A 12860-nucleotide genomic window follows, 5' to 3' on the forward strand; every position below is an offset into this window, starting at 1 on the left:
GCTCTCACGGGCGCTTCAAGGGATCGTGAGAAAAGGAGGACGTTTCCAGGGCAATCGCCTTCCTCGAAACATTCCTTCTGCATTTCGAACTCCCGACAACAGCCCCATTGCTATTTACACCGCCTCCCTTGCAGCACGCCGCACTCCGTCAAAAATGAAACAGACGACCACATCCGGAGACCGGCCATGGGCCTGCAAGAAACAAAAATCGAATCGCTTCCCTTCGTCACTGCCGAACTCAACTACCTCGCGCCGGTTTCCGGCAAGCCGCGTACTTATGCTTTCGATCCGCCGCCGGGCGAGCCCAAGAGCACGTCGTTGCCCGAGCCGCATCAGGTCCCGATCTTCGATGCGCGCCTGATCGCGGATAATTTCTCGCTCGATCGCGAGGGCTTTGCGCTGGTGCGTCACCCGACGCAGGTGAAGGATTTTTATAACGACGAGGAAATCCGGGCGGTCTATTATCCCGCCGTTGAGGCGTTCCTGCGCGCGACATTGAAGGCGGACCGGGTCGTCATCTTCGATCATACCGTGCGCAGGCGTGTCGAGGGGGCGGCGGATATTCGCGACGGTGGCCCGCGCCAGCCTGCGACGCGCGTCCATGTCGACCAGACCGCCGTCTCCGGCGCCAACCGCGTGCGCGAGCATCTGCCCGACGAAGCCGACACGCTTTTGAAGGGGCGTGTGCAGGTGATCAACCTCTGGCGGCCGATCCGCGGACCCTTGCGCGATTCACCGCTGGCGATGGCCGACGGCAGGACGATCGCGCCCGACGATCTCGTCGCCTCCGATCTGATCTATCCCAATCGCCGCGGCGAGACCTATTCGGTGAAATACAATCCAAACCACCGCTGGTTCTATTTCCCCGAGATGACGCCGGACGAGGCGCTGCTGCTCAAGTGCTATGATTCCGCAACCGACGGCCGCACCCGGTTCGGGCCGCATACGGCCTTCGTCGATCCGACCACGCCGGCCGATGCGGCGCCGCGCGAAAGCATCGAGGTCCGCACGCTGGTGTTCCATAAACAGTAACAATGTGTGATGGCACTGCCGGGCGCGCGCGGCAGTGTTCCCGGAACTTACCGGAACAAATCGACGTTTGCAGCGCCGGGCAGGGCAACCGGGAGCGGTGCCGTGCGAACGCAGACGACGCTTTTCTTCAGTCTGGCCACTTTTTCGCTTTCTGCATTTTCTGTCGCGCAAGCCGAAAGCGGGCTTGCCTCATACTACGGTTACGGAAAAGCCGGTAAGGGCGGCGAACTGACCTGCGCTCACCGCACGCGCGCGTTCGGCAGCGTGCTGACGGTGTCCTACGGTGGCCGGTCGATTCAGTGCCGCGTCAATGATCGCGGCCCGTTTATCCGCGGCCGGATCGTCGATCTCTCGGTGCCGGCGGCCAAAGCGCTCGGCATGATGAGCGCCGGCGTGGTGCGGGTCTCGGTGGAATAGGCTGGCCGTCGCGCTATAGTGCCGCCCAACGCAAGGCTAAGGGGGGTGCTATGGCCAGGATTCGGGTGGGGCTTGTCGGCTGCGGCTTCGTGTCGGAGCTGCACATGTATGCGTTCCGCCGCGTCTACGGTGTGGATGTCGAGGTCGCGGCGGTCGCGGCGCGCGGCGATCATGTCGTTGAATTCGCCGGCCGCCATGGCATTCCGCGGGTCTATCGCAGCTTCGCCGAACTGATCGCGGACCGCGAGCTCGATGTCATCGACATCTGCACCCCGCCCAATCTCCATGCCGACATGATTGTCGCCAGCATGCAGGCCGGCAAGCACGTGATCTGCGAAAAGCCGTTCGCCGGCTATTTCGGCCGGGCAGGCGACGCGCAGCCGATCGGCAAGCATGTGCCGAAGGCGCTGATGTATGAGCGGGTGCTGGAGGAGATGGACGCGACCCGCGCCGCGATCGAGCGCACCGGAAAACTCTTCATGTATGCGGAGGATTGGGTCTACGCGCCCGCGGTGACCAAGACCGCGGAGATCATCAGGGCGACGAAAGACAAGATCCTGTTCATGAAGGGCGAGGAGAGTCATTCCGGCTCGCACGCGGCGCATGCCGCGCAATGGGCGATGACCGGCGGCGGTTCGCTGATCCGCATGGGCTGCCATCCGCTCTCGGCTGTGCTTTATCTCAAGCAGGTGGAGGCCAGGGCGCGCGGCGAAGCCATCCGCGTCGCCAGCGTCACCGGCGACGTCGGCAACGTCACGGCCGTCCTGAAGCCCGAGGAGCGCACTTACATCAAGGCCAATCCGGTCGATGTCGAAGATTGGGGCACGCTGACGGCGACCTTCTCCGACGGCACCAAGGCGACCGTGTTTTCCGGCGACATGATCATGGGCGGCGTGCGCAATCTGATCGAAACCTACACGAGCGGCGGTTCGCTGTTCGCCAACATCACCCCTAACACGCATCTGATGAGCTACCAGACCAGCGAGGAGAAGCTCGCCAGCGTCTACATCACCGAGAAGGTCGACCGCAAAACCGGCTGGCAATATGTCTGTCTCGAGGAGGAGTGGACACGCGGGTACTTGCAGGAGATCCAGGATTTCATGGAATGCGCCGTGAGCGGGAGGCAGCCGCTGTCGGACCTGGCGCTGGCGTATGAGACGATCAAGGTGAACTATGCGGGCTACTGGGCCGCGGAGGAGGGACGGCGGGTGGTGTTGTAGGGCCGCTGAAGAGACCGCAGGCACGCTGCCATCCCTTCTCCCCTTGTGGGAGAAGGTGGCGCGGAGCGCCGGATGAGGGGTCTCTCTCCGCGAGTTCGAACGTAAGAGATTTGCTTGCGGAGATAACCCCTCACCCGCCTCGCCGCTACGCGGCGAGCCACCCTCTCCCACAAGGGGAGAGGGGAAGAGACCGTCCGCATCACCTCACGCCCCGTAGGTCGAACCCTTCGGCAGCGGAAACACCGGGTCCTGCGTGCGGATGTTCGTCGGCCACACCACCGAGATGCGCTCGCCGGCGTTCTGCATCACCACCGGCGTCGAGCGTTCGTTCTGGCCGGACAGCGGCGTGCCCGGCGGGAAGAATTTGACGCCGTAGCCCTGGATGGTGCCGCCGGCGGGAATGTCGACGTCGAGCGCGGCCTTGCGGATGGCCTCGGGATCGAAGCTGCCGTATTTCTCCTTGGCGACCGGCAGCACGTTGTTGAGCAGCACCCAGGTCTGGTTGAAGCCCATCGAGCAATGCGGCGGCACTTCGGTTGCACCGGTCTTGGCCTTGTAGCGCGTGACCATGGCGTTGGTCAGATCGCCGATGCCCGGCGCGAGCTTTGCGGGATCGAGCAATTGCGCGGGGACCGGATCGATGTTGCAGAAATTGTCGATGTCGGCGCCGAAGGTGGCGCGCAGCTTGTCGAGCTGGCTGTAGCCGGCGCCGGCGCCGAACAGCATCTTGAAGCGCAATCCGCTCTCGCGCGCCTGGCGCAGGAACAGGGTGATGTCGGGGTTGTAACCGGCATGCGAGATCACGTCGGCCTTGGCGCGCTTGATTTTCGTAACGAGCACCGAGAGGTCGGGCGCCGAGGCGGAGTAGCCCTCGCGCAGCACCACCTGGATGCCGGCCTGCTTGGCGTAGGCCTCGTCGGCCGCCGCGACGCCGACGCCATACGGGCCGTCCTCGTGGATCAGCGCGACCTTGACGTCCTTCGGATCCATACCGAGCTTGCCTTGCGCATGCTCGGCGAGGAAGCTCGCGAAGGCCTGGCCATACTGGTCGGAATGGATCTGCGCGCGAAACACGTATTGCAGATTCTTGTCCTTGAACACGGCGGTCGAGACCGCGGTCGTGATCCAGAGGATCTTCTTCTGCTGCTCGACCTTGGCCGCGAGCGGCACCGCATGCGAGCTCGCATAGACGCCGTTGATGATGTCGATCTTCTCCTGACTGATCAGGCGTTCGGCCTCGTTGATCGCAACGTCGGGTTTGCTCTGGGAATCCGCGGCGACCGGAGCAATCTTGGTCTTGCCGCCGACACCGCCTTTTTCGTTGACGAGATCGATCGCGATCTGCGCGCCGATTGACGAGGCGACCGAGCCGCCCGCCGCGAACGGGCCGGTGAGGTCGTAGATCAGGCCGATGCGCAAATTCTCGGCTTGCGCCTGGGCCCGGGTCCAATCGAGGCTGAGTGCGGCGGCGGCAGCCGCCGAGCTCTTCAGCAACTGCCTGCGTGAAGTCGGCATCCTATCCTCCCTCAAAACCCGTCTGTTGATTGGTCTTGTTATTTTTTTACGAATTATGGGGAGCGGGACGATGGAAAGTCAACATGGCGAAAGGTCGATAGGCGGGTCATGGCGCAGAACGCAACTGCGAAGACGGACTGCATCGAGCGGTCTGCCCGATCTCAGTTCGTGTCGGAGCGCATGGCCTCGAATACCGCAAAGCCTGCACCGTCGAGCAACGGCACCACCCTCGCCAATCGGAATCCGGCCTGCTCCAGCAGGGATCGATATTCGGCGTCGGTGCGCTCCATGCCGGAGACATTGACCAGCATCTCCATGTCGATATGGAGTACGCGCATGGCGTCGCGATGATCTGGCTCGATCCGTCGTTCGATCAGCAGAACCCGAGCATGTCCTGGCATTGCCACGCGAACATTTCGCAGGATCGCCAGCGATTGATCGTCGTCCCAATCATGGATGATCTGCTTCAGGATGTAGGCGTCTGCGTCTGCCGGAATGGTTTCGAAGAAGCTCCCGCCGATGATCTCACATCGGTTCCTGCCTCCAATCGCCTCCAGAGAAGCACCGGCTACGACATCGGGAAGGTCGAACAGCACGCCTTGCATGGTCGGGTGATCGGCCAGAATCGTTGTGAGCGTGAAACCATGTCCGCCGCCTATATCGACGATGCGGCCTATCCCGTGAAAATCGTAGTGCTTGAGAAGTGCATTGGCCAACCGGGCGGAGCTGGTTGTCATCGTCGCGTTGAAAATCGCGGAGAGCTCGGCGTCCTCGCGCAAATAGTCGAAGACCCCGGTCCCGTGTGCGTGATCGAAGGCGTGCTGGCCGGTCTGTACAGAGTGCAGAAGATGGCTCCAGGATTGCCAGTGCGATTCGCTGAGCCATAGCCGCACCACCGGACAGATCGAAGCTGGGATATCGGCGCGGAGGGTAGACCCAAGCGGTGTCAGCGCAAACTGCTTCGGAGACGTCTCGTCGAGCAGGCCGGCACCGGCCAGGAAGCGAAGCAGCCGGTAAAGGGTCGGAGCATGGCTTCCGGTCGTTGTCGCGAGATCGTCGCAATGGCGCGGGCCTGCCGCCAGGTGATCCGGAATGCCAAGCTCGACGGCAACGCGCAGGGCCTGCGAAATGCGGTACCCACCGATCAGCCTGAATATCTGGGCGAAATCTTGAGGTGCCGGGGATTGTCCGGGAGAGATGCCTGCGTCCATCTGAGATGCTCCGCTTCATCACCGGCGGGGTAGATGGCGGAGGTGGCGGCAAAACGTCAACGTGACCCAAGGTCGCTACGGGCCGGCCGCGGCGCAGCATGCTTCCTGAAGGGCAAGGAAAAGCCCACCGCTCGCGAATGAGCGGTGGGCCTGATGCCGGGACGAGCCGGTTACTGCGACAGCTTCACGAAGGCCGGAAACTTCAGCTTTCCTTCCGCGATCTTCTCGGGCCAGACCACGACCTGCTTGCTGTCCTGCCACTGGAAGACGAGACCGGACACGGTCGTGGGACCGGACTTGATGCCGTGGGTGAACTCGTCGTCCTTGCCGTAGAACTGGATGCGGCCGATCGTGCCCTCGTAGTCGGTCTTCTCCAGTTCAGCGACCATCTTGTCGGGATCGGTCGAGCCAGCGCGCTTGATCGCGTCGGTGATGAAGTAGACCTCGTCATAGGCGGTGTAGCCGGTATAGGCCGGCGGCGTGCCGAACTTGGCCTTGAACGCGGCCGCGAACGGCTTCGTCTTGGCGGTCACGGCGACGTCGGGCGTCGCCACTGCCAGCGACGGCACGCCGTCGGCGGCGCCATTGGTGTCCTTCCAGAAGGTCGGACTCAGCGCCTGCGCGCTGATGCCGAACATCGGGATCGGCACCTGCTGGTTCTTCCACTGCACCGTCGGCTGCACGCCGACATGCGAGATGCCGGTGACGATCACGTCAGGCTTCTTGCCCTCGATGTTGTTGAAGATCGGCGTGAAGTCGGTGGTATCGGGCGAGAAGCGCACATGCTCGACGACCTTCAGGCCCGCCTTGGGCAGGCAGGCCTCGTAGCCGACGTCGAGCGGCTTGGTCCAGGCAGCGTCCTCGCTCATGATCGCAACCGTCTTGAACTTGAGCTTGTCGACCAGGAGATCCTTGGCGGCGTCGCAGACGAGCTGGGCCTGGGCCGCCGAGGTCAGATAGCCGTGGAAAGTGTACTTGTTCTTCTCGTAGTCGTTGTGGATCGCCTTGGTGATCTCGTTCGAGGCGGCGCCCGGCGTGATCAGCGGCATCTTCAGCCGCGCCGCCCAGGGCTCGAGCGCGAGAACGACTTCGGAGATATAGCTCGCGATCACGGCGGAGACCTTGTCCTCGCTCACCGCGCGCTGGAAGGCGCGCACCGAGTCGGCCGACGAGCTCTTGTTGTCATAGGTGACGATCTCGACCTTGCGGCCGAGAATGCCGCCCTTGGCGTTGATCTCGTCGGCAGCGATCTGCGCGCCGCCCGGGGTCGCAGCGCCCGCGATCGACTGCACTTCGGCGATGACGCCGATCTTGATCGGATCGTTCGACTGCGCATAGGCGGGTGCGGCAAGGCACAGCGCCAGTGCGGAGGTGAGGAGGCTGCTGCCGAGGATTGAAGGTCGCATGGTCGTTTCCCTTTCTATGTTTTTATTGATGTTGACGGACTTAAAGAAAATCGGCGCCGGCTTCGCTCGCGAAGCGGCCGGGATCGCCCTCCCAGACGATGCGGGCGTGCTCCAGCACATAGACGCGGTCGGCATGCGGCAGCGCGAAGGTGACGTTCTGCTCGCCGAGCAGCACCGTGATCGCGGTGGTCTGCCGCAGCTTCGTCAGCGCCTTGGACAATTGCTCGAGAATGACGGGAGCGAGGCCCAGCGTCGGCTCGTCCAGGATCAGGATCTGCGGCTGCATCATCAACGCGCGGCCGATCGCTAGCATCTGCTGCTCGCCGCCGGAGAGCGTTTGTGCCATCTGGCCCTGGCGCTCCTTCAGGATCGGGAACAGCTCGAACAGCCAGGCGAGCTGCGCGGCGCGCTTGTCGTCGGAGAGATGCTGGCCGCCGAGATCGAGGTTTTCGCGCACGCTCATCTCGCCGAACAGCTCGCGCGATTCCGGGCATTGCACGAGGCCACTGCGCGCGATCTTCGCGGGGCTCGTGCCACGCAGTCTGTCGCCACCGCGCACGATCTCGCCGCTATAGGGCAGGAAGCCGGAGATGGTGTTGAACAGCGTGGTCTTGCCGGCGCCGTTGAGGCCGACGACGGAGACGAACTCGCCCTCGTGGACGTGGATCGAGACGTTCTCCAGCGCCTGCGCCTTGCCGTAGAACACGCTGACATTCTCGACCTGGAGCAGCGGCACCTTGTCCTTGAAGCTGGTCTCGGGCCGCGCATGGGTCTCGATGGCGCCGCCGAGATAGACCCGGCGCACCGTCTCGTTCTTCATGACCTCGTCGGCCTTGCCGGTGACGATTTCCTCGCCGAGATACATCGCGAGCACGCGGTCGACCAGCGCGGCGACGCTCTTGACGTTGTGGTCGACCAGCATCACGGCGCGGCCCTCGTCGCGAAAGCTGCGGATCAGGTCGGAGAAGACGTCGACCTCCGCCCGCGTCAGCCCGGCAAAGGGCTCGTCCACCAGCACGACCTTTGGGTCACGCGCGATCGCTTTCGCAAGCTCCAGCCGGCGCAGATCGGCGAAGGGCAGCGTCGGCGGTCGGCGGTTCATGACGTTGCCGAGCCCGACGCGGTCGGCGATCCATTTGGCGCGCTCGACCAGCGCCTTGTCCGGGAACAGCATGAACAGGCTGTCCGGCAGCAGCGCGACCATGATGTTCTCCAGCACCGTCTGCCGGTTCAGTGGCCGCGAGTGCTGGAACACCATGCCAAAACCTTTGCGCGCGATCTTGTGCGCGGGCAGGCCGGCGACGTTCTCGCCCTCGAAGATGACTTCACCCGATGTCGGGCGCTCGATGCCCATCACGCTCTTCATCGCGGTCGACTTGCCGGAGCCGTTCGGCCCGATCAGGCCGAAGATCTCGCCGGCGTTGACCTCGAAGCCGAGGTTCTTCACCGCCGTCAATCCACCAAACCGTTTTGTCAAGCCGCGGACGTCGAGCACGGGCCGGTTTGCGATCATATCCATCACGAGCGCGCCTCACGCGAGAGGGCCGCTCCGAGGAAGCCGCCGGGGAAGAATAGCACGACGAGCAGCGCGACCGCCGAGACGATGAAGGTCGCGAGCTCGCCGGTGGGACGCAGGAATTCACCGGCGACGATCAGGAAGATCGCACCGAGCGCGGCGCCAAGCACGGTGCGCCGGCCGCCGAGCACGGCCGAGACGATCACGTTCACACCAACCGCGACGTCGACGACGGTACCGACCGAGGCGGTACCGAAATAGAACACCAGCAGCGCTCCGGATAAACCAGAGAAGAACGCGCTGACGATGAAGGCGGCGAGCTTGTGCTTGACGATGTTGAAGCCGAGCGCGCCGGCCTGCACCGGATCCTGGCCGCTGGCCTGGAGCACGAGGCCAATCGGCGATTGCGACAGGCCGTAGAGGATCGCTGCCGAGATCGTCATGAAGCCGAGTGCGATCCAGTAATTGGCGCCGGCGTTGATGGTGATGACGTCGGGGATGGTCAGGCCGATCTCGCCGCCGGTGAGATCGGCAAACACCACGATGAAATTCTGCAACATCAACACCGCGACCAGCGTGGTCAGGCCGAAATACGGCCCGCGCACGCGCAAAGCCGGCAGCGCCAGCACGAGGCCCGCGATGACGGACGCGAGCGCCCCCAGCACGATGCAGAGATAGACCGACCAGCCGAACTGGGCATTCAAAATGCCGGCGGTGTAGGCGCCGACGCCGATCAGGAAGGTGGGTCCGAAATTGACCTCGCCCGCGAAACCGAACAGCAGGTCCCAGGCCATCGCGAACACGCCGAAATAGAACGCGACGGTGAGCAGGCCGAGCACGTAGCCGGAGACGTAGAGCGGCAGCGTCGCCGCGATGATGACGAGCGCGACCGAGATGAAGAACAGGCGGGAGGTGAAGAAGGTGGACATCTCAGCGCCTCCCCAGAAGGCCCTGGGGCCGGATATACATCACGAACACGAGCAGCAGCAGCGCCGGAATGGTGCGGTAGGCCGGCGAGACCAGGTAGGCCGTCAGCGTCTCGAGATAGCCGACCACGAAGGCCGCGATCAGCGAGCCGGAGACGCTGCCGAGACCGCCGAGCACCACGATCGAGAACGCGCTCGCCGTCAGCGGTCCGACGCTGTAGGAGCTGACGCCCAGAAACATGCCGAGCAGCACGCCGGCGATGCCGGCGAGGATCCCGTAGATCCCCCACACCACGATGTAGATGTTGGTGAGCTCGAGCCCGAGCAGGGTGACGCCGCGCGGGTTCATCGACGCCGCCAGCACCGCCTTGCCGGTGCGGGTGCGATTCACGAGCAGCCACAGCAGCGCGATGACGAGGCAGCACACGATCGCCGTAAAGATCTCGTTCTTCGGCGTGCGGACGCCGAGGATCTCGACCACGCCCTCGACGATCGGCAGAACGGTCTTGGCGTTGTTGGTAAAGAAATAGGCGATCAGCTCCTGGATCATGATGCCCCAGAGCAGCGTTCCCGTGAGGACGAAGATCTCCTTCTCCTCATTGGGGATGCGCCGGGAGTCCTGAATGGGCTTCACCACCGCGAAATAGGTCGCAAAGGCGGTGAGGAGGGCGACGGCGACCCCGATCAGCGCACCGGCATAAGTGCCGACGTTGAGGATGCTGGCGGCGGCCCAGGCCGCCACCGCTGCGGCCACCATGATGGCACCGTGGGAGAGGTTGAGCACGCCGGAGACGCCGAAGATCAGGGTGAAGCCGGTGGCACCGAGAGCGTAGAGAGCGCTGATGGCAAAGCCATCGATCAATATCTGGAAAGCTCGCATCTATGATTGGCCGGGTGGCAGCCGAGCTGCCGCTTTGAGGGAAGGTGCTGCGGAGAGCCGCATGTGGAAGCTCCCGGGAGGTGGTCCCGGGAGCATTTCCTGCTAGTTGCTGAGCTTGATGAAGCTCGGGAACTTGACGTCGACCTTGGCGACGTCCTTGGGCCAGACCGAGCTCTGCTTGCCGTCCTGCCATTGCAGCATCAGCCCGGTGATCAGGCCCTTGCCATATTTGATCGAGTGGGTGAACGGATCGTCCTTGCCGTAGAACTGGACGCGGCCGATCGTGCCTTCCCAGTCGGTCTTCTCGAGCGCGGCGACGAGCTTGTCGGCGTCACTCGAGCCGGCGCGCTTCACCGCGTCGGCGATGTAATAGACCTCGTCATACGCGGTGTAGCCGGCATAGGAGGGATAATTGCCGAACTTCTTCTTGAAGTTCTCCGCGAACGGCACCGATTTCGGCGTCACCGCGACGCCGGGCCCGGAGACGCCCTGATAGAGCACGCCTTCGGCCGCCTGGTTGGTGTCCTTGCCGAAGGTCTCGTTGGTTGCCTGCGAGGAGATGCCGAACATCGGGATCGGCACCTGCTGGTTCTTCCACTGCACCGTCGGCTGCACGCCCACATGGGAGATGCCGGTGATGATCACATCGGGCTTGGAGCCCTCGATCTTGTTGAAGATCGGCGTGAAGTCGGTGGTATCGGGCGAGAAGCGGATGTGGTCGAGGACCTTCAGCCCGATCTTGGGCAGGCATTCCTCGTAGCCGACGTCGAGCGGCTTGGTCCAGGCGGCGTCCTCGCTCATGATGACCGCGGTCTTCATGTGCATCCTGTCGACGAGCAGGTCCTTGGCGCCGTCGCAGACCGAGAGCGCCAGCGCGGCCGAGGTCAGATAGCCGTGGAAGGTGTACTTGTTCTTCTCGTAATCGGCGTGGACGCTCTTGCTGATCTCGTTGGAGGCGGCGCCCGGCGTGACGAACGGCGTCTTCAGGCGAGAGGCCCAGGGCTCCAGCGCCAGCACGACCTCGCTGATATAGCTGGCGATGACCGCGTTGACCTTGTCCTCGTTCACCGCGCGCTGGAACGCACGCACTGAATCGGCCGACGAGGAGTGATTGTCGTAAGAGATGATCTCGATCTTGCGGCCGTCGACGCCGCCATTGGCGTTGATCTCGTCGGCGGCAAGCTGCGCCGCTTGTGGAATGGAGGCGCCGGCGATCGCCTGCGCTTCCGCGATCACGCCGATCCTGAGGGGATCGGCTGCAAGTGCCGCGCCTGACGTTGCCATCATCGCGCCTGTCGCGGCCGCACCGAGCGCTATTCGCAATGCAACAGAGAGTCGTTTTTTCATGTTGTTCTCTCCCTTTGAACAGGCCTCTTGTGAGCCATTATGTCGCAACTATAACGGCGACGGCATTCTCGGCAAGTGAAACCGCGTTCAGGATTGGGAGACACGGACTAAAGTCTAGCGCTGCGCAAATTGCGGGCAGGATAGGTGCGAGACATTCATGACGCGCGCAGGCATGCAGATTCTGTCGGTGGGCATGCGTGAGCGTCGAAGCCTTGGAGCGTGCAGTAGCCTACAAGACGAGAACCGATGCCGGTTCAGCGCGCTTGCAGCAGTGATGGATCGAGCGGCCTCAATCGGGCCGGATCGAATGGCGACAAGTCTACGCGCGTCGCATCCTTGGCGATCAGCTGCGCCAGCGCTTCGCCGGTGGCGGGCGCATTGAGGATGCCCCAGACATTGTGCCCGGTCGCAACATAGAGGCCTTCGCTCTGCGGCACCTTGCCGATCAACGGCAGGCCGTCCTCAGTCACCGGTCGGAAGCAGGCCTGCTGCGAGATGATCTTCTCGGGACGAAACAATGGCGACAGCCGTTCACACATGATTTGCAGGCGCGCGATCGCGTCCTGGTCTGGCGTCACGGCTGCCGGATCGAGCGGCAGCGGCGCGATGTCAGAGAGTGCGGTGATATGCGTGCTGCCATCGGCGCGTGGAAAGACCTCGATCGAGACGGCGCTGCCGTCCTCGTCGTACTCCAGGAACAACGCATCGGCCGGCACGTTGGGGCCGATGTCGTATACGATGCTCGGGCTGCGCTGGCCATAGACAGCGGGCAGGCGCATCCATTGCGCGGCGAGCAATGACCATGGCCCCATCGCGATCACGACAGCGTCCGCTTCAACCAGGCTGCCTTCGACCTCGACACCCTTCGCGGTCGTGCCATTCGCGTCGCGCACGATGCCCGTGATGCGGCCAATGCGAAGCTCGGCGCCTTGCGCGACTGCCGCGTTCATCACGGCCGACGTAAATTTGCGGGGATGAACGATCGCAGTCGTCTCAGTCGTACCGATGCGCTGCGCGATGACGACGCCGTTGGCGAGCCAGCCGAGCGCGGATGGTGCATTCCGGCGCGGATCGCCGTCGGAAGCAACAAAGCCGCTATAGGCGGTCATCGGGCGATAGCCCCAATCGCCCGCGATCTCCTGCGCCAGCTGCGCATGAAGCGCAAAACTCCGCCGCGCGAGTGCGTCGAGCGGCGAGCCGGCGCACCAGTCACGCGCCAGAAAGCCGCCGGCCTTGCCGGAGGCGGCGGCCGCGACCTCGGTCCGTTCGACCACGATGACCTCGATGCCGCGGCGACGCAGGAAATAAGCGGTGCAGGCCCCGATCACGCCGCCGCCGCAGATCACAACGCGCATGGCTTGTTCCTTGGATAGTGCTGCGCTGATGTGCG

11 protein-coding genes are annotated in these 12860 nt (G+C 63.7%); 3 read left to right on the top strand and 8 right to left on the bottom strand.

Annotation, left to right across the window (positions count from 1 at the left end):
- Nucleotides 1-186 precede the first annotated feature (186 nt).
- The 3 genes from IVB46_RS40810 to IVB46_RS40820 all read left to right on the top strand — a co-directional run bounded on the left by IVB46_RS40810 (nt 187) and on the right by IVB46_RS40820 (nt 2669).
- Nucleotides 187-1032 carry a CmcJ/NvfI family oxidoreductase gene (locus IVB46_RS40810; protein WP_247303841.1) on the top strand — a complete coding sequence of 282 codons (846 nt, stop codon included), beginning with the start codon at nt 187-189 and terminating at the stop codon, nt 1030-1032.
- Nucleotides 1033-1134: 102 nt separating this feature from the next.
- Entirely contained in the window at nt 1135-1449 is a 315-nt protein-coding gene (locus IVB46_RS40815; protein ID WP_071910599.1) for a septal ring lytic transglycosylase RlpA family protein, read from the top strand.
- 50 nt (nt 1450-1499) lie between these two features.
- A complete protein-coding gene (locus tag IVB46_RS40820; protein ID WP_247303840.1) occupies nt 1500-2669 on the top strand; it encodes a Gfo/Idh/MocA family oxidoreductase in 1170 nt (389 codons plus the stop codon).
- 204 nt (nt 2670-2873) lie between these two features.
- On the opposite strand, the gene IVB46_RS40825 is transcribed toward IVB46_RS40820, so the two are convergent.
- The 8 genes from IVB46_RS40825 to IVB46_RS40860 form a co-directional block, all read right to left on the bottom strand.
- Nucleotides 2874-4184, bottom strand: a complete 1311-nt coding sequence (locus tag IVB46_RS40825; RefSeq protein WP_208088083.1) for an ABC transporter substrate-binding protein — start codon at nt 4182-4184, stop codon at nt 2874-2876.
- Nucleotides 4185-4345: 161 nt separating this feature from the next.
- The gene (locus IVB46_RS40830; protein ID WP_247303838.1) at nt 4346-5395 is read right to left on the bottom strand and encodes an acetylserotonin O-methyltransferase; all 1050 of its coding nucleotides are present in this window, start codon (nt 5393-5395) and stop codon (nt 4346-4348) included.
- 170 nt (nt 5396-5565) lie between these two features.
- Nucleotides 5566-6801 carry an ABC transporter substrate-binding protein gene (locus IVB46_RS40835; RefSeq protein WP_071910607.1) on the bottom strand — a complete coding sequence of 412 codons (1236 nt, stop codon included), beginning with the start codon at nt 6799-6801 and terminating at the stop codon, nt 5566-5568.
- A 40-nt stretch (nt 6802-6841) separates the two neighbouring features.
- On the bottom strand, nt 6842-8320 hold the full coding sequence (locus IVB46_RS40840; protein WP_247345432.1) for an ATP-binding cassette domain-containing protein: 1479 nt from the start codon (nt 8318-8320) through the stop codon (nt 6842-6844).
- The gene (locus IVB46_RS40845) at nt 8320-9246 is read right to left on the bottom strand and encodes a branched-chain amino acid ABC transporter permease (RefSeq protein ID WP_014493139.1); all 927 of its coding nucleotides are present in this window, start codon (nt 9244-9246) and stop codon (nt 8320-8322) included. The genes IVB46_RS40840 and IVB46_RS40845 overlap by 1 nt, the downstream gene beginning before the upstream one ends.
- A 1-nt stretch (nt 9247) precedes the next feature.
- Nucleotides 9248-10123: a branched-chain amino acid ABC transporter permease gene (locus tag IVB46_RS40850; RefSeq protein WP_063981675.1), complete on the bottom strand. Its 876-nt coding sequence runs from the start codon at nt 10121-10123 to the stop codon at nt 9248-9250.
- A gap of 102 nt (nt 10124-10225) precedes the next feature.
- The gene (locus tag IVB46_RS40855; protein ID WP_247304761.1) at nt 10226-11410 is read right to left on the bottom strand and encodes an ABC transporter substrate-binding protein; all 1185 of its coding nucleotides are present in this window, start codon (nt 11408-11410) and stop codon (nt 10226-10228) included.
- Nucleotides 11411-11724: 314 nt separating this feature from the next.
- On the bottom strand, nt 11725-12825 hold the full coding sequence (locus tag IVB46_RS40860; protein ID WP_247303834.1) for an FAD-dependent oxidoreductase: 1101 nt from the start codon (nt 12823-12825) through the stop codon (nt 11725-11727).
- Nucleotides 12826-12860: the final 35 nt, after the last annotated feature.

Origin of the sequence: Bradyrhizobium sp. 61, assembly GCF_023073075.1 — a bacterium.
Classification (GTDB): domain Bacteria; phylum Pseudomonadota; class Alphaproteobacteria; order Rhizobiales; family Xanthobacteraceae; genus Bradyrhizobium; species Bradyrhizobium barranii.

Bases quoted from the DNA above. Each gene is read 5' to 3' on its own strand.
- IVB46_RS40810 (WP_247303841.1), top strand. From the start codon at position 187: ATGGGCCTGCAAGAAACAAAAATCGAATCGCTTCCCTTCGTCACTGCC.
- IVB46_RS40820 (WP_247303840.1), top strand. From the start codon at position 1,500: ATGGCCAGGATTCGGGTGGGGCTTGTCGGCTGCGGCTTCGTGTCGGAG.
- IVB46_RS40825 (WP_208088083.1), bottom strand. From the start codon at position 4,184: ATGCCGACTTCACGCAGGCAGTTGCTGAAGAGCTCGGCGGCTGCCGCC.
- IVB46_RS40830 (WP_247303838.1), bottom strand. From the start codon at position 5,395: ATGGACGCAGGCATCTCTCCCGGACAATCCCCGGCACCTCAAGATTTC.
- IVB46_RS40835 (WP_071910607.1), bottom strand. From the start codon at position 6,801: ATGCGACCTTCAATCCTCGGCAGCAGCCTCCTCACCTCCGCACTGGCG.
- IVB46_RS40840 (WP_247345432.1), bottom strand. From the start codon at position 8,320: ATGGATATGATCGCAAACCGGCCCGTGCTCGACGTCCGCGGCTTGACA.
- IVB46_RS40845 (WP_014493139.1), bottom strand. From the start codon at position 9,246: ATGTCCACCTTCTTCACCTCCCGCCTGTTCTTCATCTCGGTCGCGCTC.
- IVB46_RS40850 (WP_063981675.1), bottom strand. From the start codon at position 10,123: ATGCGAGCTTTCCAGATATTGATCGATGGCTTTGCCATCAGCGCTCTC.
- IVB46_RS40855 (WP_247304761.1), bottom strand. From the start codon at position 11,410: ATGATGGCAACGTCAGGCGCGGCACTTGCAGCCGATCCCCTCAGGATC.
- IVB46_RS40860 (WP_247303834.1), bottom strand. From the start codon at position 12,825: ATGCGCGTTGTGATCTGCGGCGGCGGCGTGATCGGGGCCTGCACCGCT.